The organism is Pseudoalteromonas sp. TP27 (assembly GCF_056470645.1).
Window position 1 is genome coordinate 97,061 of the sequence record NZ_JARDAK010000011.1, and the last position, 23,336, is coordinate 120,396.

Annotated in this window: 20 protein-coding genes; 15 read left to right on the forward strand and 5 right to left on the reverse strand. The window is 38.8% G+C overall.

Going from position 1 to position 23,336, the window contains the following annotated elements:
* Positions 1 to 105: 105 nt before the first annotated feature.
* Positions 106 to 786, reverse strand: coding sequence for an HAD family hydrolase (locus PX700_RS13700; RefSeq protein WP_479520999.1), 681 nt, complete (start codon positions 784 to 786; stop codon positions 106 to 108).
* Positions 786 to 1,496: a bifunctional 2-polyprenyl-6-hydroxyphenol methylase/3-demethylubiquinol 3-O-methyltransferase UbiG gene (gene ubiG, locus PX700_RS13705; protein ID WP_007376602.1), complete on the reverse strand. Its 711-nt coding sequence runs from the start codon at positions 1,494 to 1,496 to the stop codon at positions 786 to 788. The genes PX700_RS13700 and ubiG overlap by 1 nt, the downstream gene beginning before the upstream one ends.
* Positions 1,497 to 1,672: 176 nt before the next feature.
* Here ubiG and gyrA point away from each other — a divergent pair, with 176 nt between their 5' ends.
* The 10 genes from gyrA (at position 1,673) to PX700_RS13755 (ending at position 12,478) form a co-directional block, all read left to right on the forward strand.
* Positions 1,673 to 4,372 (forward strand): DNA topoisomerase (ATP-hydrolyzing) subunit A, encoded by a 2,700-nt coding sequence (gene gyrA, locus PX700_RS13710; RefSeq protein WP_197175224.1) that lies wholly within the window; start codon positions 1,673 to 1,675, stop codon positions 4,370 to 4,372.
* Positions 4,373 to 4,523: 151 nt separating this feature from the next.
* The gene (gene serC, locus PX700_RS13715) at positions 4,524 to 5,606 is read left to right on the forward strand and encodes a 3-phosphoserine/phosphohydroxythreonine transaminase (RefSeq protein WP_479521000.1); all 1,083 of its coding nucleotides are present in this window, start codon (positions 4,524 to 4,526) and stop codon (positions 5,604 to 5,606) included.
* On the forward strand, positions 5,606 to 6,883 hold the full coding sequence (gene aroA, locus PX700_RS13720; protein ID WP_479521001.1) for a 3-phosphoshikimate 1-carboxyvinyltransferase: 1,278 nt from the start codon (positions 5,606 to 5,608) through the stop codon (positions 6,881 to 6,883). The genes serC and aroA overlap by 1 nt, the downstream gene beginning before the upstream one ends.
* A gap of 106 nt (positions 6,884 to 6,989) precedes the next feature.
* The gene (cmk, locus tag PX700_RS13725) at positions 6,990 to 7,700 is read left to right on the forward strand and encodes a (d)CMP kinase (RefSeq protein WP_076923977.1); all 711 of its coding nucleotides are present in this window, start codon (positions 6,990 to 6,992) and stop codon (positions 7,698 to 7,700) included.
* A 96-nt stretch (positions 7,701 to 7,796) separates the two neighbouring features.
* On the forward strand, positions 7,797 to 9,464 hold the full coding sequence (rpsA, locus tag PX700_RS13730; protein ID WP_002961176.1) for a 30S ribosomal protein S1: 1,668 nt from the start codon (positions 7,797 to 7,799) through the stop codon (positions 9,462 to 9,464).
* A 67-nt stretch (positions 9,465 to 9,531) separates the two neighbouring features.
* The gene (gene ihfB, locus PX700_RS13735; RefSeq protein WP_007583054.1) at positions 9,532 to 9,819 is read left to right on the forward strand and encodes an integration host factor subunit beta; all 288 of its coding nucleotides are present in this window, start codon (positions 9,532 to 9,534) and stop codon (positions 9,817 to 9,819) included.
* Between the two features lie 21 nt (positions 9,820 to 9,840).
* Positions 9,841 to 10,122 (forward strand): lipopolysaccharide assembly protein LapA domain-containing protein, encoded by a 282-nt coding sequence (locus tag PX700_RS13740; protein WP_024600249.1) that lies wholly within the window; start codon positions 9,841 to 9,843, stop codon positions 10,120 to 10,122.
* 2 nt (positions 10,123 to 10,124) lie between these two features.
* Positions 10,125 to 11,261, forward strand: a complete 1,137-nt coding sequence (gene lapB, locus PX700_RS13745; protein ID WP_166419018.1) for a lipopolysaccharide assembly protein LapB — start codon at positions 10,125 to 10,127, stop codon at positions 11,259 to 11,261.
* A gap of 43 nt (positions 11,262 to 11,304) precedes the next feature.
* Positions 11,305 to 12,009, forward strand: a complete 705-nt coding sequence (gene pyrF / locus PX700_RS13750) for an orotidine-5'-phosphate decarboxylase (RefSeq protein ID WP_479521002.1) — start codon at positions 11,305 to 11,307, stop codon at positions 12,007 to 12,009.
* Positions 12,010 to 12,103: 94 nt separating this feature from the next.
* Positions 12,104 to 12,478 carry a hypothetical protein gene (locus PX700_RS13755; RefSeq protein ID WP_479521003.1) on the forward strand — a complete coding sequence of 125 codons (375 nt, stop codon included), beginning with the start codon at positions 12,104 to 12,106 and terminating at the stop codon, positions 12,476 to 12,478.
* 203 nt (positions 12,479 to 12,681) lie between these two features.
* Here the strand turns inward: PX700_RS13755 and PX700_RS13760 are convergent, their stop codons facing one another.
* Both PX700_RS13760 and PX700_RS13765 read right to left on the reverse strand, forming a co-directional pair.
* On the reverse strand, positions 12,682 to 13,515 hold the full coding sequence (locus PX700_RS13760) for a CvfB family protein (RefSeq protein WP_024590152.1): 834 nt from the start codon (positions 13,513 to 13,515) through the stop codon (positions 12,682 to 12,684).
* A 2-nt stretch (positions 13,516 to 13,517) separates the two neighbouring features.
* The gene (locus tag PX700_RS13765) at positions 13,518 to 14,846 is read right to left on the reverse strand and encodes a DEAD/DEAH box helicase (protein WP_479521004.1); all 1,329 of its coding nucleotides are present in this window, start codon (positions 14,844 to 14,846) and stop codon (positions 13,518 to 13,520) included.
* A 208-nt stretch (positions 14,847 to 15,054) separates the two neighbouring features.
* On the opposite strand from PX700_RS13765, the gene trhO reads away from it, so the two are divergent.
* The 3 genes from trhO (at position 15,055) to PX700_RS13780 (ending at position 18,820) form a co-directional block, all read left to right on the forward strand.
* Positions 15,055 to 16,062, forward strand: coding sequence for an oxygen-dependent tRNA uridine(34) hydroxylase TrhO (gene trhO, locus PX700_RS13770; RefSeq protein ID WP_479521005.1), 1,008 nt, complete (start codon positions 15,055 to 15,057; stop codon positions 16,060 to 16,062).
* A gap of 148 nt (positions 16,063 to 16,210) precedes the next feature.
* Positions 16,211 to 18,106, forward strand: a complete 1,896-nt coding sequence (locus PX700_RS13775) for a DUF294 nucleotidyltransferase-like domain-containing protein (RefSeq protein ID WP_479521006.1) — start codon at positions 16,211 to 16,213, stop codon at positions 18,104 to 18,106.
* A gap of 3 nt (positions 18,107 to 18,109) precedes the next feature.
* Positions 18,110 to 18,820: a 3'-5' exonuclease gene (locus PX700_RS13780; RefSeq protein WP_479521007.1), complete on the forward strand. Its 711-nt coding sequence runs from the start codon at positions 18,110 to 18,112 to the stop codon at positions 18,818 to 18,820.
* 80 nt (positions 18,821 to 18,900) lie between these two features.
* Here PX700_RS13780 and PX700_RS13785 read toward each other — a convergent pair whose 3' ends face one another.
* Positions 18,901 to 20,481, reverse strand: coding sequence for a BCCT family transporter (locus tag PX700_RS13785; protein ID WP_479521008.1), 1,581 nt, complete (start codon positions 20,479 to 20,481; stop codon positions 18,901 to 18,903).
* 462 nt (positions 20,482 to 20,943) lie between these two features.
* Here PX700_RS13785 and egtB point away from each other — a divergent pair, with 462 nt between their 5' ends.
* Positions 20,944 to 22,215 carry an ergothioneine biosynthesis protein EgtB gene (gene egtB, locus PX700_RS13790; protein WP_479521009.1) on the forward strand — a complete coding sequence of 424 codons (1,272 nt, stop codon included), beginning with the start codon at positions 20,944 to 20,946 and terminating at the stop codon, positions 22,213 to 22,215.
* Positions 22,212 to 23,186: an L-histidine N(alpha)-methyltransferase gene (gene egtD / locus PX700_RS13795; protein WP_415636030.1), complete on the forward strand. Its 975-nt coding sequence runs from the start codon at positions 22,212 to 22,214 to the stop codon at positions 23,184 to 23,186. Before egtB ends, egtD begins: the two co-directional genes overlap by 4 nt.
* The last annotated feature ends 150 nt before the right edge of the window (positions 23,187 to 23,336 follow it).

Genomic DNA, 23,336 nt, shown 5'->3' on the forward strand with positions numbered 1-23,336 from the left:
AATTTACGCATTTTAAAAATAAATTCTGACTGCTTTTTTTATCGACAAGCTTTGTGTGAAAACTAACACAATCACAATATATAGTGTTTAATAATTAACATAGCACTATATATGGTTAAAACCATCAATTGGACTTTGCCAGTTAAAATCAGCATTCCAGCTGTTGGCTTCATCAATACTTGGTATGTAACCCCATAGTGCCGTTGCAGTGTGCATACCTGCCGCTTTGCCTGCTTGTATGTCACGCTGTGCATCACCAATGTACAAACAACGGTTTGGTTTTACCCCCATAAGCTTTGCACAATGTAGCAGTGGTAGCGGTGATGGTTTGGCCTCTGCCAAGGTATCGCCACTTATTACTACACTGGCGTTTTTTAAAGCGGGGATAGCAGCCACTAAAGGATCGGTTAAAAAGCCAGGTTTGTTGGTCATGATCCCCCACTTGATCTTTTTTTGATCAAGGGCGATAAGTAGCGATTCAACACCAGAGAAGCAATGCGTGTGCTTTGCTATGTTTGCAGCGTACTCGTCAACTAATTGCTTAATAAGCTCGCTTTGGTGTTGTTTAGCCCATAACTCTTTAAAACCAGCCTCTAATAATGCACCTGCGCCGTTAGATGCCGCAGGGCGGTATACATCACTACTAACAGGTGTGATTTTATTACTAATAAGCACTGCGTTTAAAGCAGCGCCTAAATCATCAGCGGTATCGAGTAGGGTGCCGTCTAAATCAAATAAAAATGCATCGTACTCAATAAGAGATAGAGGGGATTGAGAGCTAGCCATTAAGCTAACTTCTCAAAATAAAGTATGTAATTTACGCTAACGTCGTTATTAAGCGTATATTGCTTTGATAGTGGGTTATAAGAAAGTCCTGTACTTGCACGTACTTTTAAACCCGCTTGCTCTGCCCATGCAATAAGTTGCGCAGGTTTAATAAACTTTTTATGGTCATGTGTGCCTTCAGGTACCATTTTTAACAGCTTTTCGGCACCAACAATTGCGTACAAATATGCTTTAGGGGTTTTGTTAAGGGTTGAAAAAAACACATCTGCACCTGGCTTTGCAAGTGCAGCTACTGCATGAATGATAGAAGCAGGGTCGGGTACGTGCTCAAGCATTTCCATACACGTTATTACATCAAAACGTTCTGGGTTTTGTGATGCAAACTCTTCGGCAGGTACTTTTATGTAATCTACATTTACGCCTGTTTCTAAACTATGCAATTTAGCAACAGTTAAAGGCTCTTGTCCCATATCGATACCGGTTACTTTAGCACCCATACGCGCCATGCTTTGGCTTAAAATGCCGCCGCCACAGCCAACATCGAGTGTTTCTTTATCGAATAAGCCCTGCGTTTTGTTTGCTATAAAGTCTAGGCGTAACGGGTTAATTTCGTGAAGAGGTTTGAATTCTCCGTCTAGGTCCCACCAACGTTCTGCGATGGCTTCAAATTTTGCTATTTCTGCGTGATCTACATTTTGATGTTCGGTCATAAAATACTTCCTCGTCAATCTGAGGCCATTATATAGGGCTAAATTGATAAATCGCAAAGTTTTGCGCCTGTAAATTGAAATTAATTGTGATAGCATGGCTGTTAGAAATAATAACAATACTCTTAATACCCAATACCGGGTTGTTGAGAGCTGATACTGAAGGAATGTGATATCAAATGACTGATCTCGCCAATGAAATTCTGCCAGTCAATATTGAAGACGAGTTAAAAAACTCCTACTTAGATTACGCAATGAGCGTAATAGTAGGACGTGCATTACCAGACGTACGTGACGGTTTAAAACCTGTTCACCGCCGCGTTTTGTTTGCAATGAACGAGCTTAGTAATGACTGGAACAAGCCTTACAAAAAATCGGCCCGTGTGGTCGGTGACGTAATCGGTAAATACCACCCACACGGCGACAGTGCAGTTTATGACACGATAGTTCGTATGGCTCAGCCATTCTCACTACGTTATATGCTTGTAGATGGCCAAGGTAACTTCGGTTCGGTTGATGGTGATTCAGCAGCGGCAATGCGTTATACAGAAGTACGTATGGCAAAAATGTCGCATGAGTTATTAGCCGATCTTGAAAAAGAAACGGTTGATTTCGTTCCTAACTACGATGGCACAGAGTTCATCCCTGATGTTTTACCAACGAAAGTTCCTAATTTATTAGTGAATGGTTCGTCGGGTATTGCAGTAGGTATGGCTACAAACATTCCACCACATAACTTAACTGAAGTTGTGAACGGGTGTTTGGCACTTATTCAAAATCCTGATTTAACTATTTTAGAGTTAATGGATTATATCCCTGGTCCTGATTTCCCAACGGCTGCAATTATCAACGGTAAGAAGGGCATCGAACAAGCCTACTTAACTGGCCGTGGTAAAGTGTACATGCGTGCACGCGCCGACGTCGAAACCGATGAAAAAACAGGCCGTGAAACAATCATCGTTCACGAAATTCCTTATCAAGTTAACAAAGCTCGCCTAATTGAAAAAATTGCTGAGCTGGTTAAAGATAAGAAAATTGAAGGAATTAGCGCGCTACGTGATGAATCAGATAAAGACGGTATGCGTATCGTTATTGAGATAAAACGTGGTGACGTAGGCGAAGTTATTCTAAATAACTTATATTCACAAACTCAGTTACAAACTGTGTTTGGTATGAATATGGTTGCTTTAATTAATAACCAACCTAAGTGTTTTAATTTAAAAGAAATGCTTGAAGAGTTTATTATTCACCGTCGTGAAGTAGTAACTCGTCGTACCGTGTTTGATTTACGCAAAGCTCGCGACCGTGCTCACACGCTAGAAGGCTTAGCGATTGCACTTGCAAACATTGACCCAATTATCGAGCTTATTCGTAAATCTCCTACACCTGCTGAAGCTAAGATTGCTTTAACAGCACGTCCGTGGGAACTAGGTCATGTACAAGGCATGCTTGAAAAAGCAGGCGAAGATAATGTTGCCCGCCCAGATTGGCTTGCTGATGATTTAGGTATTCGTGATGGTCAATATTATATTTCTGAGCAACAAGCTCAAGCAATATTAGATTTACGTTTACACAAGTTGACTGGTCTTGAACACGAAAAGATTATAAGTGAATACCAAACCTTATTAGATTTAATTGCAGATCTTTTATATATTTTGGCCACGCCTGAGCGTTTAATGGAAGTTATTCGTGACGAACTAGTTGAAATTAAAGAGCAATATGGCGATGAGCGTCGTACAGAAATTAACGCCGCAGCTCACGATATAAGCTTAGAAGATTTAATTACTGAAGAAAACGTTGTAGTAACGCTTTCTCACGAAGGTTATGTGAAGTATCAGGCATTATCTGATTACGAAGCGCAGCGTCGTGGTGGTAAAGGTAAGTCAGCAACGAAGATGAAAGATGAAGATTTCATTGAACGTCTGTTAGTTGCAAATACACACGATACTATATTGTGTTTCTCTACAGCGGGTCGTTTATATTGGCTTAAAGTGTATCAGTTACCACTAGCAAGTCGTGCAGCGCGCGGTAAGCCAATTGTTAACCTGTTACCACTAGAAGCTGACGAACGTATTACTGCTATATTGCCAGTACGCGAGTACGCAGAAGATAAATACATCTTTATGGCAACTGCATTTGGTACTGTTAAGAAAACACCATTAACGGCTTACAGTCGTCAACGTGCAAGCGGTATTATTGCTGTTAACTTAAATGATGGCGATAGCTTGATTGGTGTTGATATTACCGATGGTAGTAACGAAATTATGTTGTTCACTGATGCAGGTAAAGTTGTACGCTTCAAAGAAGCTGAAGAAACAACAGTTGTTGATGAAAACGGTAACCCAGTATTAGACGAAGAAGGTAACCCTGAGATTCGCTTCAAAGGTGTTCGTCCAATGGGCCGTACTGCTACAGGTGTTCGTGGTATAAAAATGCCAGACGAGCAACGCGTAGTATCGTTAATTGTTCCAAAAACTGACGGTGCTATTTTAACTGTAACTGAAAATGGTTACGGTAAGCGTACACAGCTTGAAGATTACCCATCTAAGAGTCGTGCAACTCAAGGTGTTGTATCTATCAAGGTGAGTGAACGCAACGGTGCTGTTGTTGGTGCTGTTCAAGTTGACGACAACGATGAAATAATGATTATTTCTAATCGTGGTACCTTAGTACGAACTCGCGTTAATGAAGTTTCTACGGTTGGACGTAACACGCAAGGTGTTATTTTGATCAGAACTATTGACGGAGAGCAAGTAGTTGGTTTACAACGTATAGAAGAGATTGAAGTTACAGAAAGTGACTTAATTGATATCGATGACGTTGAAACAGTTGATACGGTTATTGAAGAAGTAGTGGATGACAATCCTCCTTCTGAATAATTGAAATTGAAAAAGCGGCTAAGGCCGCTTTTTTTAATCTTGTTGAAAAAAATTAATAGGGTGTGAAATTATATTCATTCATTAAAGGTTTAGTGAGTTGGTATTATACGTTCATGCTTGGTAGTTAAATTACTGGAATGAGGCAAAGGTAATGAGTAAATATAATTTTTGTGCGGGACCGGCTATGCTTCCGCAAGCGGTGATGAAAAAAGCGCAAAAAGAGTTCCTAGATTGGCAAGATCTAGGTGTTTCTGTGATGGAAATAAGCCATCGTAGTAAAGAGTTTTTAGCGCTTACTGCAAAATGTGAAGCTAGCCTTCGTCGCCTAATGAATATTAGTGATGAGTTTGAAGTGCTGTTTATGCATGGTGGCGGTCGAGGTCAATTTAGTGCCGTGCCTTTAAATTTACACCAAGAAGGTAAAACCGCTTTTTATTGCGAAAATGGCGTATGGTCAAAAAGCGCGAGAGATGAAGCGAGTAAATTCACTCAAACGACTTTTACTGATGTACGTAATGATGCTGATGGCGAGTTTTCTATTAAAGCGGTAGCTGACTGGGATTTACCAGCAGATGCAGCGTACATCCACTATTGCCCTAACGAAACCGTTGATGGCTTAGAGATTTTTGATGTACCTAGCCACCCAACAGCACCAATTGTTGCCGATATGTCGTCAACTATTTTATCGCGCGAAATAGACGTTAATAAATTTGATTTAATTTATGCCGGCGCACAAAAGAATATTGGTCCATCGGGTATATCAATCGTTATTGTGCGTAAAACATTATTAGAGCGTGAAGGTCTACCAAAACCTGGTATTTTAGATTACGCACTTGAAGCAAAGCAGGGCAGTATGTTTAATACCCCACCGACTTTTGCTTGGTATTTAGCGGCTGAAGTATTTGAATGGCTTGAAAGCAATGGTGGTGTAAAAACCATGGAAGCACAAAATATTGCTAAAGCAGATTTATTGTATGACTTTATCGATAACTCTGATTTTTATTCAAATATTGTTGCTAAGCATTGTCGTTCACGCATGAATGTTCCTTTTTGGTTGAATGATGAAAGCTTAAATAGCAAATTTGTTGCTGAATCTAACGAAGCGGGTTTACTTGCTTTGGAAGGTCACCGAATAGTGGGCGGTATGCGCGCCAGCATTTATAACGCAATGCCACTTGAAGGTGTTCAGGCACTAGTTGACTTTATGGCTGCCTTTGCAAAGGAAAATAGCTAATGGAGCAACTTCGTTTAGAGCCCATTTCTCGTGTAAATGGCACAGTTACCTTACCTGGGTCAAAAAGCTTATCAAACCGTATTTTATTATTAGCAGCGCTTGCTAATGGTACAACCGTTGTAGAGAACTTACTTGATAGTGATGATATTCGTCATATGTTGGGTGCTCTGAAGCTTTTAGGTGTAAATGTAACACTTAATGAAGAACGCACTGTAGCTACTGTAGAGGGTGTTGGTGGTGTGTTTAAAACACCAAGTGAACCATTATTTTTAGGTAATGCAGGTACTGCCTACCGACCTCTAACCGCTGTACTTGCTGCTGTAAGTGGTGAGTACGAGCTAATAGGCGAGCCGCGTATGGAAGAGCGCCCAATAGGGCACTTAGTTGATGCTCTACAAACGCTGGGTGGCGATGTTACCTATACAAAACATAAAGATTATCCACCTTTAAAAATCGTAGGCGGTCAAATCAACGGCGGTGAAGTTGAAATTGACGGCAGTATTTCAAGCCAATTTTTAACTGCCTTGTTAATGGCAGCACCTTTATTTAACGGCGATACAAATATAACTATTAAGGGCACTTTAGTATCTAAACCTTATATTGATATTACGTTAGGTGTTATGGCGCGCTTTGGTATTGATGTTGAGCACAGTGACTATGCAACTTTTAAAGTTAAAGGTGGTCAACAGTATCAATCAATCGAGCGTATTATGGTTGAAGGTGATGCTTCATCGGCTTCTTATTTCGTTGCAGCCGCAGCGATTGCCGGTGGCGAGATAGAAATTAAAGGTGTTGGCGCTAAATCGGTTCAAGGTGATATTGGCTTTGCTAAAGTCATGGAGCAGGTTGGCGCTAAAATTGATTGGTATGATGAGCGTTTAGTTGTTCGCAAAGGCGAGCTTAATGGCGTAGATATAGATGCGAATGCAATTCCTGATGCAGCAATGACACTGGCAACAGTTGCTTTATTTGCTAAAGGTAAAACCGCTATTCGTAATATTTATAACTGGCGTGTTAAAGAAACAGACCGTTTGTACGCAATGGCAACTGAGCTCAGAAAAGTAGGCGCTGAAGTTGTAGAGGGTGAGGATTTTATTGAAATCACTCCACCTGAACATTTTAATGATGTTGCTATAGATACTTACGACGATCACCGTATAGCTATGTGTTTTGCTATGGTTGCCGTAGGCGGAAAGCCAATAACGATTAATGATCCAAAGTGTACTTATAAAACATTTCCTACATTTTTCAATGTTTTAGCATCAGTCAGTGAATAAGCTATTTAGAAGTAATTACAAAAGTTACACACTAATAGCAGATATATTTTAATAACTGACGTATAATGTCGCGGTTTATTTAGGTGTGCATTGCAGGAGGTTTTAAATGCAGGCGTTATTAATGCCCGTGATCACCGTTGATGGCCCAAGTGGTTCAGGTAAAGGAACTGTTTGTCGCTTGTTAGCCGACAAGTTGGGGTGGGATGTACTAGATAGTGGTGCGATTTATCGCGTTTTATCTTTAGCTGCACTTCACCACCAAATTGCATTAGACAATGAAGAAGGGCTTGTCCCTCTTGCTGCAAATTTAGATGTGCAGTTTTTGGTAGATAGCCAAACTAATGCAGGAAAAGTTATTTTAGAAGGCGAAGATGTAACGACTACTATTCGTAATGAAGAAGTAGGCGCTGCAGCGTCAAAGGTTGCAGCATTACCTCGCGTTCGTGAAGCATTATTACGCCGCCAGCGTGCATTTCGCACTGAAAATGGCTTAATAGCCGATGGTCGTGATATGGGCACTGTGGTTTTTCAAGATGCACCGTTAAAAATATATTTAACAGCAAGCGCAGAAGAGCGTGCTCGCAGACGTTTTGTTGAGTTGAATACGCGCGGTCTTGATGTTACACTAAGTGGTCTATTACAGGACATTCAAGCTCGTGATGAGCGCGATATGAATCGTGCCGTTGCTCCGCTTGTACCTGCAGAGGATGCTATTGAGATCGATACTAGCGAACTTAATGCACAGCAAGTGTTTGATAAAGTAATAACTTTATTAGATATTGCAATATCTGAAGGTAAGCTTCCTAAACGAAGCTAAAACACATTTTATGCGCCAGCAGGATGCCAGTGCTATTTTAACAACCCCATGCAGCATGGTTGCTTATTGGTATAATATATAGAGACGTATATTCGTATGTCAGAAAATTTTGCGCAGTTATTTGAAGAAAGCTTAAAGGGTTTTGAAGCAGAGCAAGGCTCTATCGTTAAAGGTACAGTAATCTCAATCGAGAACAACATTGTACTTGTAGATGCTGGTCTTAAATCAGAAAGTGCTATCCCTGCTGAGCAGTTCAAAAATGCTGCTGGTGAACTTGAAGTTGCTGTTGGCGACGAAGTAGATGTTGCACTAGATGCAATTGAAGACGGTTTCGGTGAAACTATTCTTTCTCGTGAGAAAGCTAAGCGTCACGAAGCATGGATCCGTCTTGAGAAAGCATGTGAAGAGCAAGAAACTGTTACTGGTGTTATCAACGGTAAAGTTAAAGGCGGTTTCACAGTTGAAGTTGATTCAATCCGTGCTTTCCTACCTGGTTCACTTGTTGATGTTCGTCCAGTACGTGACACAACTCACCTTGAAGGCAAAGAGCTTGAATTTAAAGTAATCAAGCTTGACCAAAAACGTAACAACGTTGTTGTTTCACGTCGTGCAGTTATCGAATCTGAAAACTCACAAGAACGTGAAGAGCTTCTTGCTAACCTTGTTGAAGGTCAAGAAGTTAAAGGTATCGTTAAGAACCTTACTGACTACGGTGCATTCGTTGACCTTGGTGGTGTTGATGGTCTACTACACATTACTGATATGGCGTGGAAGCGTGTTAAGCACCCTTCAGAAATCGTTAATGTTGGCGACGAAATCGCAGTTAAAGTTCTTAAATTCGACAAAGATAAAACTCGTGTATCTCTAGGCCTTAAACAGCTTGGTGAAGATCCATGGGCAGCTATCGCTGGTCGTTACCCAGAAGGTTCTAAACTTTCTGGTCGTGTTACTAATCTTACAGATTACGGCTGTTTCGTGGAAATCGAAGAAGGCGTTGAAGGTTTAGTACACGTTTCTGAAATGGATTGGACTAACAAAAATATCCATCCTTCAAAAGTTGTTAGCTTAGGCGACACTGTTGAAGTTATGGTTTTAGAAATTGACGAAGAACGTCGTCGTATTTCTCTTGGTCTTAAGCAATGTATTGCTAATCCTTGGCAGGAATTTGCTCGTCTACAGAACAAAGGCGATCAAGTTACTGGTAAGATCAAATCAATCACTGACTTCGGTATCTTTATCGGTCTTGACGGTGGTATTGACGGTCTTGTACACCTTTCAGACATTTCTTGGAATACACCTGGCGAAGAAGCTGTACGTGAATTCAAGAAAGGCGACGAAATCACTGCTATCGTATTGCAAGTTGACCCAGAGCGTGAACGTATCTCTCTAGGTGTTAAGCAAATCGAAGCTGACCCATTCAATAACTACCTTGATGCAAACAAAAAAGGTGCTATTGTTAAAGGTAAAGTGACTGAAGTTGATGCGAAAGGCGCAACTGTTGAACTTATCGAAGGCGTTGAAGGTTACATCCGTGTAGCTGATATCGCTCAAGAGCGCGTTGAAGATGCAACTACTGTTGTTTCTGTAGGCGACGAGATTGAAGTTAAATACGTTGGTGTTGATCGTAAGAACCGCACTTTAAGCTTATCTGTAAAAGCTCTTTTCGAAGCAGAAGAGAAAGAAGTACTAGAGAAGCTTAAGAAAGAAGAGCCAGTGTTTGAAAACGCAATGGCAGCTGCTTTCGCAAATGCACAAAAAGACTAATATATAATTAGTTTTTAGTTGGAAGGGCATTCTTTGCCCTTCCTATATCTCTTTTTAAGGAAACGTTATGACTAAGTCAGAACTGATAGAAACACTTGCGGAACAACACGCACACGTTCCAGTGAAAGATGTTGAGAATGCTGTAAAAGAAATTCTTGAACAAATGGCCGGCTCATTATCTACTTCAGATCGTATTGAGATCAGAGGTTTTGGTAGTTTCTCTTTGCATTTCCGCGCTCCTCGCACAGGTCGTAATCCTAAGACTGGCGATACAGTTGAGCTTGAAGGAAAGCATGTACCTCATTTTAAACCAGGCAAAGAATTACGCGACCGCGTAAATGAAAGCATTGCCTAGTTAACTTAGTGGAGTAGTTACTTGTTCAAGGTATTAAAAATTATTCTGGTTGCACTATGCCTTATCAGTGCATTTGTATTAGGGTCACAAAACCCACAGTTAGTACAAATAAATTATATTATAGCCAGTAATACACTACCTTTAGCTGTAATAATAAGTATCTGCTTTTTATTAGGTGTTTTGATTGGTTGTTTTATTAGCTTTAAATTGTTTTCACAATTAAAGTGGCAAAACTACCGTTTAAAAAAGCAATTAGCGCCTGAAAAAGATAAAAAAAAGCTTGCCGCGAATAAAGACACCTAACTATGATTGAGCTTTTGTTTTTACTATTACCTGTTGCCGCCGGTTACGGTTGGATTATGGGTAAAAACAGTGCTAAAAACCAAGCTCATCAACTTAATCGTCAGATCACTTCTGAATACAGCAAAGGCTTAAAGTTTCTACTCGACAGAGAAGAAGACCAAGGCTTAGAGCACTTAATCAACTTACTTGAAGTGTCAGCCGACTCAGTTGAGCACTATTCTACACTTGCCACCATGTTTCGCCGTAGAGGTGAATTAGACCGCGCAATAAAAATCCATGAACTTTTATTAAAACACCCAGGCTTAAATGAACAACAAGCTGCAACTAGCCGTTTAGAACTTGCCGAAGATTACATAATGGCTGGGCTACTAGACAGTGCGGAAGAGCACTTAGTTTGGTTAGTTAAAGCAGGGCATGTAGAAGCGCTAGATCCTATTATTACTTTATACTCGCAAACCCGTGAATGGGAGAAAGGCATCAACATGTTTGAAGCCCACAGTGAGTTATTTTCAAAAGAACAACAATTTAAAGCGATTGCTAATTTTTATTGTGAGTCAGCTTTAAGTGACAGTACGCCCCAACTAATGAGAAAAGCGATTAGCTTAAATTATAAAGCTGTGCGTCCCCTGTATGAATTAGGTTTAGTTGCTTACGCAAAAGAAGATTACGTTAAAGCTATTTATTACTGGCGTGAACTTGTCACTCAATTCACTTTGTTTGCGCCTTTATTTATTGATGAGCTTGCCCACAGTTATAAACAATTAAATTTAACGCATCAATTTCATGAATTAGTCAGTGATTTATTAGAAAAGGGCGGTGTATTAATTAAAATAAAACATTGCCAAGCCTTACTTGAACAAGGGCATACAAAACAAGCCTTTGAATTTTTAACTGATAGCTTAAAACGTCAACCTACTATTCGTGGTTTCAGTTTTTTACTGCAATTGATGGGCGACCAAAATAAAAATACCAAAGAAGTACTTAACGAAATTGATAAACTTGTAACCTCTTATATTGCTACAAAGCCTGACTTTCAATGTCAGCATTGTGGTTTTACAAGTTACACAATATATTGGAATTGCCCTTCTTGTAAGCATTGGGAAACCATTGTTCCAAGTCGAGGCTTAGACGGATTTTAATAACCCCATATTAATAATTTTACTGCCATACATTAGGATAGTCATGTCTTTCGAACACTCAAAAAAAATTCTTATAGCATTAGATTACGATGATCAAGAAGTTGCCTTAAACTTTGTTAAACAACTTTCTCCTGATACATGTCGTCTTAAAGTCGGCAAAGAAATGTTTACTTATTTTGGGCCTGCATTTGTTAAAGAGTTAATTGATTTAGGTTTTGATGTTTTTTTAGATTTAAAATTTCATGACATTCCTAATACAGTAGCTAAAGCGGTTACTGCTGCTGCGAAAATGGGTGTATGGATGGTTAACGTACATGCATCTGGTGGCTTTGAAATGATGAGTAAAGCTAAATCTGCTCTTGAGCAATTTGGTGATAAAGCGCCACTGCTTATTGCTGTTACTGTATTAACCAGCATGGATGAAACAGAACTAAAGCGTTTAGGCGTTGATAAATCTGCTCAAGAGCAAGTTATATATTTAGCTAAGCTTGCAAAGGAAGCAGGGCTTGATGGCGTTGTGTGTTCTGCGCAAGAAGCTAAAGCTTTAAAAGCAGAGTTAGGTGAGAGCTTTAAACTTGTTACACCAGGTATACGTCCTGAAGGCAGTGATGCCGGCGATCAAAAGCGTATCATGACTCCTAAGCAAGCTATAGATGCAGGAAGTGATTATTTAGTTATAGGGCGACCTATTACTCAAGCGGATAATCCCGTTAAAGTGCTCAACGATGTTAATAAAACCATATTATAATTTAACAAAAAGCAGCAATATAGTGCTAAAGACCCTTACCTAATGTGTATTTTATGTTACATTGTTAGAATAAAGATGAAGTAAGGGGTTTGTTTTGAAGTTATTATTTGGTTCATTAATAATTATTGTTGCAGTTTTTTCGGTAAATAAATATGTTTTTTCTAATAAAGTATATGACGGTGTCACAACCGTTACAGATATAATTTCAACGTACCCTGTCGATATTTTTTATTTTAAAAAAACAATGCAAGATTATGCTCATCACCTGTGTTACAAAAATGAAGATACACTCATATCTCAGCATGTAAGTGTGAGTGAATGCATATCTAAACTTGATGATAAAAAAACAGAATGTGAAAAAAAGGTTTTTCGTTTAGCGCCACTCAATATTGAGTCGGAAGGTGAAGTCCTTGATTATTCAAGGCAATATACGCAATGTACATTGCCTTACAAGTATATTTTAGGTTAATTACAAACAGATAATATGAGTAATACCAACCTGCATAAATCTTTGATCAATTTAACGAATTAAATTTCACTATAACGTTGTTAAAAATTTTTTATTTAGAACAACTAGATACAAAAATTTTTGCCTAGTTCTAGCGTAATTTTCTTAACGTTAAATAGACCTCATATATAAGCAGATTGGTATAATTAAAGCCAATTATATAATTAAGATCTTAAGCGAATGGATTTCGCTTCAATATCTATCAACTCTTGTTTAAACAATCCACCAATCGCTTTTTTATAATTAGCTTTACTAGTAGAAAACATCTTTTTAATCGCTTCAGGTTCAGACTTATCGCCTAATGGAATAACTCCACCTTCGTTTTTAAGTTTTTGCATAATAGTTTCACCAAGGTCACTTACTTTACCCATGCCTGGCTTTTCTAGTACAACATCAATTTTTCCGTCTTCACGTACTTTTTGAATGAATCCTTTAAGCTTTTGGCCTACAAATAAGCTTTTAAATACCATATTGTAAAAAACAACACCGAAGTGCGATTCTTCAATTAATACCTTGTAGCCAATATCTGTTTTACCAGCGACGATTAAATCCACTTCTTGTAAGTGAGTATATTGCGGCTCATCTTTAGATAAGAAACGATTAAAGTTGTTTGATGCACAAATACGTTGGCTTGCATTATCAAGGTACAAACGAACTAAATATGAATGACCCTCTTGCATGCGTGGTTTTTGTTCGTTGAACGGAGTTAGAACATCTTTTTCAAGACCCCAATCTAAAAATGCACCAATACTATTAATTTCTTTAACGCGAAGTAGAGCATATTCACCTACTTGTGCGTGTGGCTTTTTAGTTGTCGCAGTCGCTAAATTAGCATTATCTAAAAAGATAAAAACACTTATGCTATCGCCAGCTTCAAGTTCATGTTTAATTTCTTGCTTTGGTAAAAATACTTCACCTAAATCATGGCCGTCTAAGTAAGCACCTTCGTTACTCACTTCTTTTACAAATAATGTTTGTGTGGTTCCTAGGTAACTCATAATTATTCCTGCTCAGTCTTTTTTTTACGGCGCATTGGTGTATCGCCATCAATGTTCATTGGTGCTTTAATTGGTGCTGTCGGCTTTTTAGGTTTAGCTTTGCGTTTAAATACAGGCTTTTTAACAGCAGCTGCTTTTTCTTTAGATTTATCCCACGTTGTCTCAGGTTTTTTCTCTTTTAAACCTTTAAACTTAGCTTTTAAACCCTCTAAGCTCGCAAATTTTAACTCGTCATTTAAAAATGCTTTAATAGCTAAATAACTTGCCCAATCTTTAGGACCAACTAATGAAATTGCGTTACCTTTAAAACCAGCACGCCCAGTACGACCTATGCGGTGTACATACTCTTCTGCGTGTTTTGGTAAATCAAAGTTAATAACATGCGTTACGCTTAGTAAATCTAAACCACGAGACGCAACATCGGTCGTTATCAATATTTTAAAGTTTTCGCGACTAAACGAATCCATAATATCTAAACGTTTACTTTGCGTTAAGTCTCCTGCAAGTGCTACAGACTTAAAGCCTTTAGCATTAAGCGCCTCACTCAAGCGACTCGTGTCAGAACGTGTTGCTGTAAAGATAATGCACTGGCCAACATCATCTTGATTCAAGAAATGCTCTAAAAGCGCTTCTTTATGATCAAGGTGATCGGCAAGATATAACGTTTGTTTAATATCGCTATGTTGCTCGTTCGCTGCACTTAGCGTAATTTGCTTTGGCTTTTTTAATAGGTTACGTGATAGTGCATCTACTTGCGCATGATCAAGTGTTGCAGAAAACAATAGCGTTTGACGTAAACGGTGATTAGCTTGCTCGTTAATCATTTTTAACTGCTCGGTAAAGCCTAAATCTAATATACGATCGGCTTCATCAAAAATAAGCAGTTCTAGTCCACTCAATTGTAGTGAGCGTTTTGTAATGTGATCGGCTAAACGCCCAGGTGTAGCAACTACAAATTGTGGATCGTTTCTAAGTGCTTTTATTTGGTCATTAAAGTTTTCGCCGCCAAGTATTTTTACGGCCTTAATAGCTGTGCCTGCAATTAATAAACGCAGTTGAGTAAATACTTGCGTAGCAAGCTCACGCGTAGGAGCAACAATAAGTACACGAGGATCGCGTTTACTGAGTGCTTTTTGTTTCATAACCCTTTGTACAGCAGGTAATAAAAACGCCAAGGTTTTGCCCGACCCAGTTTTAGACTGAGCGAAAATATCATACCCCGCAAGTGCTGTAGGCACCGCATGAGCTTGAATGTCGGTGGGCTGGGTGATCCCTTGATGTGCTAATTGTGTTTCAAGGCGTGTATCAATCCCAAGATCAGTAAACTGCAATGTGTGTTTCTCCAAAATGAGCAAATTAAGTCTATAAATTTATCAGCGCATTATAGCTTACACAGATAGGTCGCTAACAGTAAAAACCAATCTATAGCGCTATTTTTTGCAATTAAATTAAAAAAGCGTAAAATACGCGCCCCATATGCGCCGGATTTACGATTCGGTAAACGCCAATACTGGCTAAAAAAGCAAAATAGGAAATAAAATGACGGCTGTCCATAAAGATAATGTAACAAATGAGCACTTTGTAGTGTGTGCGATGTATAAGTTTGTTGGTTTACCTGAATTTGAAGCTATCCGTAAGCCATTGCTTGAAGTGATGGAAGCGAATGAAGTACGCGGTACGTTATTACTTGCGGCTGAAGGAATAAACGGCACTGTTTCTGCAAAACGTGAAGGGATAGACAATTTACTAGCATGGCTTGATACGCAACCAAATTTAAAAAACATCGTAACAAAAGAATCTTACGATGATGAATGCCCGTTTTATCGCACTAAAGTAAAACTCAAAAAAGAAATTGTAACGATGGGCGTTGAGGGCATTGACCCTCTAAAAGTTGTGGGTAGTTATGTAAAACCAAAAGATTGGAATGCGCTTATTTCTGATCCAGAAGTTATTTTAATTGATACACGTAATGACTACGAAATTGAGATTGGTACTTTTCAAAATGCAGTCGATCCAAATACAACGACATTCCGTGAATTTCCACAGTGGGCAAAAGAAAACTTAGACCCTGAGAAACATAAAAAAGTAGCGATGTTTTGTACCGGCGGCATTCGCTGTGAAAAATCGACAGCCTACATGAAAGAGCAAGGTTTTGATGAGGTTTATCATCTTGAAGGCGGTATTTTAAAATATCTTGAAGAAGTGCCAAAAGAAGAAACCATGTGGGAAGGCGAATGTTTTGTATTTGATAATCGAGTTGCGGTTGATCACGACTTACAAAAAGGTTCTTATGATCAATGCCACGCGTGCCGTATGCCAATTACAGAAGAAGAAAAGTTAAAGCCTGAATACATGGAAGGTGTATCTTGTCATCATTGTATTGAGGAAGTAACAGACGAGCAACGCGCGCGTTTTGCCGAACGCCAAAAGCAAATAGAACTAGCACAAGCGCGTGGTGAAGGTCATATTGGCAATGAAGCGCAAGCCGTTTTACAGCAACGTAAAGAAGCTAAAAAAGCTAAAAAAGAGGCTCAGCGCGGTAAATAAATTTTTACAATAAGTATTACATTTAAAGAGTCTATTTAGGCTCTTTTTTTGTGCCCTAAATTGTGCAGTAATTGTTTTCACACTCCGATGATAGTGTTAATCTGCAAAGCATATTTAGTCATTTTAATGCGCATATAGGAAGGGATTTATGCAAGCCGAACAAGTTGAAATCGCACAATTTTTAGCACAACATCCTCCTTTTGATGACTTACCTCAAAAAGCGCTTAATGAGCTGGCTCAACAAGTGGAAGTTGCTTATTTTAGAGCAAAAACAGACATTTTAAGTTTTGGACAAGATATATCTGATTTGTATGTGATTAGAAGTGGCTCTGTAGAAATGTATCGCCGGAATGGTGAGCTATACAATCGTTTGGCCATCGCAGGAATATTTGGTCAAATGGGTTTATTGATGAACCGTAAGGTGCGTTTTCCTGCAACTGCTCTTGAAGATACGTTAGTTTATTGCATAAATGTTGAACTATTTAATCATTACTGTGATGAGTTTGATGCATTTGCTGATTACTTTGAAACAGATGGTAATGTGCGTTTACATCAAGCTATTGTTGAACAAGCTGATGGCAATGACCTTACAACTGCGAAGGTAAAATCATTAATTCACAGAGATGTAGTCACCGTAGATGCAACGTCTACAATACAAGATATTGCAAAATTGATGACCGAAGAGGCCGTTTCGTCAGTGTTGGTAACCGATGTAAATAAACCAATAAACGACGATCCTGAGGAAGATGATGGACAAGTCGTTGGCATAATAACCGATAGAGATTTACGCTCAAAAGTAGTGGCTAAAGGACTTGCTTTTAATACTCAAGCAAAAGAGATTATGTCGACTAACTTAGTACTTTTAGACGCTAATGATTATATTTTCGAGGCAGTACTTGCCATGCTTAGAGATAACTTACATCATTTGCCAGTAGTACAAAAAAGACGTCCTATAGGGGTTATATCACTCTCTGATATTTTACGTTATGAATCGCAAAGCAGCTTATTACTTGTGCGCGGCATACTTGCTCAACAAACAATTGAAGATTTAGCGCATTATGCACGCCAATTACCCAATGTATTTGTACGCATGGTTAATGAAGATGCAAATTCACACATGATTGGTACTGCCATGGCCGTTATCGGGCGTACATTTAAGCAAAGATTACTTGTATTAGCTGAAGAAAAGTTTGGGCCGCCACCCGTCCCTTATTGTTTTATTGCACTGGGCTCAATGGCTCGCGACGAGCAACTTATTGTAACTGATCAAGATAACGCACTCATTTTAGATGACAGTTACGACGATGAAAAACATAACGAATATTTTCAAAATATTGCCGATTTTGTATGCGATGGCTTAGCGCAATGTGGTTACACCTATTGTGATGGCGAAATAATGGCGTCGTTTAAAAAATGGCGTAAAACTCGCTCAGAGTGGTTTGATCAATTTGCTGATTGGATAGCCCAGCCAAAACCACAAGCACTGCTTAATAGTTCTATATTTTTTGATTTAGACGGGGTGTGGGGTAAAACTAAGTGGGCTAATGAGCTTAAAATATTTATAGCCAAACAAAGTAAAGTTAATCGGGTGTTTTTAGCTAATATGGCAGCAAATGCAAGAAATAGAACACCACCGCTTGGCTTTTTTAAAGGCTTTGTTATGGAGCATAATGGCCAACATAAGCGTTCAATGAACTTAAAGCGAAGAGGGACTGCACCACTTTCTGATGTTATACGCGTGCATGCGTTAGCCATTGGTTCGCGTAAACAAAATTCGTTTGAGCGTTTAGAAGATATTATTGAAGCTAAGCTATTACCACAGGGTAAAGCGCAAGATTTACGTGATGCACTCGAGTACATAGCCATGATGCGAATTCGTCATCAAGCGTGGCAAATAGAGAAGGGCGAAGAGCCAGATAATGACTTAGACCCACATTTACTTTCTCCGTTCGAGCAGCGAAATTTAAAGGAGGCATTCGCTATTTTAGAAAAAGCACAAAGCTATTTAAAATTTAGCTACACAGCAAATACGGGTGTGAAGTAGTCTATGAATCCGCGTAATCATAAATCAGTTGACTGGCAAGCTAGGTATAACGAGCTTGCCAACAGCACTGAAAATAAACTGTTAAAACATTTTTATGCTGGGGCTTATAATCAAGATAAAGCAGCAGTAGAAGATGTGCCTTTTGTAGCAATGGACTTTGAAACAACAGGTTTGAATAGCCAAAACGACGATATTGTGAGTGTTGGCTTAGTGCCGTTTAATTTAAAGCGTATTTATTGCAAGCACAGTCGACATTGGGTTGTACAACCTAGACGTAACCTGCATGAAGAGTCTATTTTAATCCATGGAATAACGCATTCTGAGGTAGACGATGCCCCTGATTTTAATCGAATCATTGAACCTTTACTTGAAGCGCTTAGCGGTAAAATTGTAGTGGTACATTACGCCGCAATAGAACGTCACTTTTTAAATAATGCGTTATTGCTAAGGCTTAAAGAAGGTATTGAGTTTGCGCTTGTCGATACAATGGAAATAGAAAGAAGAGCACTAAAAGCAAGGCAGGGTTTATTAGGTCGAGTATTTAATACAAAACTGGGTTCGCTCAGACTTACGGATTGCCGTGCGCGTTATTCTTTGCCCGCGTATCAAAACCATAATGCATTAACAGATGCTCTTGCTACCGCTGAGCTATTACAAGCGCAGCTGAGTCATCATTATCGTGTTGATACCCCAATCTCAGAGCTGTGGCTCTAACTTTTAATGACCAAACAAAAAAGCGCCGCAAAAATTGCGGCGCTTTTGTTACTAATTGTAAGTATAACTTACTAAAAATATTACTTAACTGGGCGAGGCTCAGTTCGTAAACCTAAAACTAAGCTTAAACACATAAACAACAATACAATAGTAAATGGCAAGCCTGTAGAAACAGCACCTGCTTGTAATGCTTCAATTGCTTGTGTACCACCAATCCAAAGTAAGGCTGCAGCAATCGCGCCCTCTACCGTTGCCCAAAATATACGTTGTGGAACCGGTGCATCAATTTTACCGCCAGCAGTAATTGAATCAATTACCAATGAACCAGAATCAGATGAGGTAATAAAAAATACTAATACTAATATAATCGCAATAAACGATAAGATATTAGATAGAGGTAATTCATCAAGCATTTGGAACATAGCTAAAGGTACTTCAGTTAAACCATTAGTGCCTAGCGCACCAATACCGTTAACTACTTGGTCAATAGCAATACCGCCGTAAATAGACATCCATAAAACAGTAACTAGCGTAGGGATAAGTAATACCGCAATTAAGAATTCACGAATTGTTCGACCGCGAGATACACGCGCGATAAACATACCTACAAATGGTGACCAGGAAATCCACCAAGCCCAGTAGAATACAGTCCAGCCATGCATCCATGTTTCGTCTTCACGGCCATGTGGGTTACTCAATGGAATAATGTTTTCTACATAGCCCATCACGGTAGTCGGTACGTTGCCCATTGCTACAGCAAAGCCAACTAAACAAACAAACAATAATAATGAAAACGCGATGAGCATATTTACATTACTCAGTAGTTTCACACCACCATCAATACCACGCACTACAGAAACGATTGCTAGGAGTGTAACACCCACAATAACCAAAATTTGAGACCCTACACCACCTTCTGTACCAAATACATGATTAATACCAGCAGAGGCTTGTTGAGCACCTAAACCTAAAGATGTTGCAAGACCAAATAACGTAGCAAGTACAGCTAAGATATCAATGATATGACCAGGCCAACCCCACGCTCTGTCGCCTAGTATAGGATAAAAAATAGAACGAATAGAAAGCGGTAACCCTTTGTTATAGGTAAAAAAGGCAAGAGATAAACCAACAACAGCGTAAATAGCCCAAGGGTGAAGTCCCCAATGGAACATAGTTGCGCCCATTGCTAATTTTGCAGCCTCAGGTGTATTAGCTGCCACATTAAGTGGTGTTTCGTACCAACCAGTAAAGTAAGCAACTGGTTCAGCAACGCCCCAAAACATAAGGCCGATACCCATACCTGCAGCAAATAACATAGCTAGCCATGAGATTCGAGAGTGAGAAGGTTTAGCATCATCGCCACCAAGGCGAATATTTCCGTAAGGAGAAACTATAAGTGCTAAACAAAAGAGTACAAAGAAGTTAGCAGCCCACATAAATAGGGCATCAAAATTATTAATAATATCTGTCTTGATACTATCAAGCGCTGTTTTTGCAGTTTGTGGGTCGGTAACAAGTATGGCGATTAAAAAGATGACAATCAGACCCGCACTAGTTCCAAAAACAGGGTTATGTATATCAAAGCCCCACTTTTGTACGTTGTCCTGACCTACAGTGTAGTCTGTACTGTCAATACTATATTTGTCATGATTTTCCTTCATGCAATACCTCTTTAGTTGTCCTAACAAGCCAAAATAAATTCGGCGTCATATCGAATTACATTAGCCTTTAAATATTAAGTAAAAAGTAATACCGTAATTATTTGAAGACTAACTAATTTGAAGAGTGATCATACAGCTAGTAGTGTATGAGTTAAATATTAAATGTAAATGAATTTGTATTTAAAATGCTGTTTATATAGCCAAATTCATGATTCTTTAGTTTAAAAGCCCTAAAATTATAAATTCAGTGAACGTTAAAATTTAGTTTGCTATTAAAAGTATTAATGTACTTAGTTAAGTAAAAAAAGATCACTTTTAACAACATATATTCAATGCTTAAGATTAGGACTATTATAAATTTATAAGCCGATAAGCATCTTTAATCAAGTTGTAATATGAATATGATTTAAAACAATACTGGGCTATATTTTATAAATAGATAGGAAAAGGATTAATACTATTATGCGTGAATGCGCTTTAAACAATACCAATCAAAACGAACTTGTTAAACGCTTTTGCAGCGTTAGAGGTGGAAGTCTGGCTATGATTGAACCTCTCACGGTAGAAGATTGCCAACTACAAGCTATGGCAGATGTCAGTCCAAGCAAATGGCATTTAGCGCACACCACCTGGTTTTTTGAAACGTTTTTACTTAGCGTTCATTGTAAACAGTACACAGTGTTTAATCCTCATTATAAAATGCTTTTCAATTCTTACTACAATGGTATTGGAGAGCAATTTAAGCGCGCCAACCGAGGTAGTTTATCCAGACCTGGTTTAGATGAAGTGTTAGCTTATAGAAAGCATGTAGATAGCTGCATTATCGAATTGCTTAAGAGCGAAGTTAGTCCACAAATTAAAGATATTATTGATCTTGGATTAAACCACGAGCAACAGCATCAAGAGCTGATGCTTATGGATATAAAATATAACTTTTCAGTAAACCCATTATTTCCACAATATCAAAAATCACTTTTAACTAATCAAAATAAACCAATTCATATTAAGCCTCTTAATTTTATAAACTTTGAGCAAGCCATTATTAATATAGGCACAAATGCCGACGACGAATTTGCATATGATAACGAGCTACCTAAGCACCAAGTATTAATTCATCCATTTAGCTTTGCTAACAGGTTAATCACTAATGGTGAATATTTAGAGTTTATAAATACCGGTGGATATAGCGACCCACAGTATTGGCTGAGCGATGGTTGGGCAAACATTCAAAATAACAAATTAACAAAGCCATTATATTGGCATTGCATAAATAACGAATGGTTTGAGTTTACACACTATGGGTTGCAGCCTCTTAATTTAAATGCACCCATCTGCCATGTTAGTTATTTTGAGGCCAGCGCCTATGCTAATTTTGTAAAAGCGCGTTTGCCTACCGAGTTCGAATGGGAATATGCGGCTAAGAACGATTATTTGGTTGAAGCAGAAGAACGTTATCTCACACCTCAACCAGTAAAAGATGATACTAAAATAAGTCAGTTAACTGATTCATGCTGGCAATGGACGAACAGTGCATATTTACCATACCCCGGTTTTAAACCTATTGAAGGCGTAGCAGGGGAATACAATGGTAAGTTTATGAATAACCAAATGGTATTACGCGGCGGGTGTGTGTTTACCCCTCAAAACCATTTGCGACAAACATACCGTAATTTTTATTACCCGCACCAAGCGTGGATGTGCAGCGGAATTAGACTAGCTAAGGATATAGTATGAGCCAAATAACAGCGATTAAGCAAAGCAACATAACCGACACTGAATTTCTAAAAGACGTGATAAGCGGGTTAACTCAGCAACAAAAAACACTTCCGTGTAAATATTTTTATGATGATAAAGGCGCTGCATTATTCGAGCAAATAACAACACTGCAAGAATATTATGTTACACGCACAGAGCTTTCTATTTTAGAGCAGCACTCACACGCAATTGGCAAAATGCTTCCCGAAAACCTATCTATCATAGAGCCAGGCTGTGGCTCTGGTAAAAAAGTAGCGTATTTACTAGCTCATATGGAAAACGTAAAAACCTTTGTTCCGTTTGAAATATCTGAAGAAATGCTTAGTTACTCCCTTGCACATTTGTCGCCGTTGTTTCCTGAACTAGCAATTTCACCTCTACTAGGCGATTTTACGCATAGCCAACTGGTTAAGCAGTTAACCAAAGATACCGCTTTAGACAGTCAAACTAACTTAGTGTATTTTCCGGGGTCGACTCTTGGTAATTTTGCTCCTGTAAAAGCGATTGAGATTATGAATAATTTCCATCGGTTATGCGGTGTAAACGGGTATGTGTTAATTGGCATTGATTTAGTCAAAGAGCGCCAAGTGCTACTTGATGCCTACAACGATAAAGCGGGAGTCACCGCCGCGTTTAATAAAAATTTAATGGAACGTATTAATAATGAGCTAAATGGTACATTTAATTTAGACAACTTTAGCCATGAGTCACGTTTTAACGAGCAACATAGCCGTATTGAAATGCATTTAGTAAGTAGCTGTACTCAGAGTGTAATTATAAACGATCAGCAAATAGACTTTATAGAAGGTGAAAGCATTCATACAGAAAACTCTCACAAGTACACGCTCGAATCGTTTGAGCAGCTTGCAGCGCATGCTAATTTAAAGTTAGAGCAAACGTGGCAAGACGATAGTAACTATTTTGCCCTGTGCTTATTAAGGCCTCTTTAAACAGTTACTTACACTATGTATAGGGCGTGTTGAACTTTGATGGTTGAATTTGCAGCAGTATGTTTGGTTTTTAGGCAAGGCAGAGCCTATGAAGTGTGGTTATTCCCCATAAATAGGAGATAACGCAGCATAAATGCCAAACATGCGCTG

What these genes read in the sequence shown, in the direction of transcription:
- trhO (WP_479521005.1), top strand. Translation starts at nt 15,055, where the DNA reads ATGACGGCTGTCCATAAAGATAATGTAACAAATGAGCACTTTGTAGTG.
- egtD (WP_415636030.1), top strand. Translation starts at nt 22,212, where the DNA reads ATGAGCCAAATAACAGCGATTAAGCAAAGCAACATAACCGACACTGAA.
- egtB (WP_479521009.1), top strand. Translation starts at nt 20,944, where the DNA reads ATGCGTGAATGCGCTTTAAACAATACCAATCAAAACGAACTTGTTAAA.
- PX700_RS13760 (WP_024590152.1), bottom strand. Translation starts at nt 13,515, where the DNA reads ATGAGTTACCTAGGAACCACACAAACATTATTTGTAAAAGAAGTGAGT.
- PX700_RS13700 (WP_479520999.1), bottom strand. Translation starts at nt 786, where the DNA reads ATGGCTAGCTCTCAATCCCCTCTATCTCTTATTGAGTACGATGCATTT.
- PX700_RS13780 (WP_479521007.1), top strand. Translation starts at nt 18,110, where the DNA reads ATGAATCCGCGTAATCATAAATCAGTTGACTGGCAAGCTAGGTATAAC.
- aroA (WP_479521001.1), top strand. Translation starts at nt 5,606, where the DNA reads ATGGAGCAACTTCGTTTAGAGCCCATTTCTCGTGTAAATGGCACAGTT.
- serC (WP_479521000.1), top strand. Translation starts at nt 4,524, where the DNA reads ATGAGTAAATATAATTTTTGTGCGGGACCGGCTATGCTTCCGCAAGCG.
- ihfB (WP_007583054.1), top strand. Translation starts at nt 9,532, where the DNA reads ATGACTAAGTCAGAACTGATAGAAACACTTGCGGAACAACACGCACAC.
- cmk (WP_076923977.1), top strand. Translation starts at nt 6,990, where the DNA reads ATGCAGGCGTTATTAATGCCCGTGATCACCGTTGATGGCCCAAGTGGT.
- pyrF (WP_479521002.1), top strand. Translation starts at nt 11,305, where the DNA reads ATGTCTTTCGAACACTCAAAAAAAATTCTTATAGCATTAGATTACGAT.
- PX700_RS13785 (WP_479521008.1), bottom strand. Translation starts at nt 20,481, where the DNA reads ATGAAGGAAAATCATGACAAATATAGTATTGACAGTACAGACTACACT.
- lapB (WP_166419018.1), top strand. Translation starts at nt 10,125, where the DNA reads ATGATTGAGCTTTTGTTTTTACTATTACCTGTTGCCGCCGGTTACGGT.
- ubiG (WP_007376602.1), bottom strand. Translation starts at nt 1,496, where the DNA reads ATGACCGAACATCAAAATGTAGATCACGCAGAAATAGCAAAATTTGAA.
- PX700_RS13775 (WP_479521006.1), top strand. Translation starts at nt 16,211, where the DNA reads ATGCAAGCCGAACAAGTTGAAATCGCACAATTTTTAGCACAACATCCT.
- rpsA (WP_002961176.1), top strand. Translation starts at nt 7,797, where the DNA reads ATGTCAGAAAATTTTGCGCAGTTATTTGAAGAAAGCTTAAAGGGTTTT.
- gyrA (WP_197175224.1), top strand. Translation starts at nt 1,673, where the DNA reads ATGACTGATCTCGCCAATGAAATTCTGCCAGTCAATATTGAAGACGAG.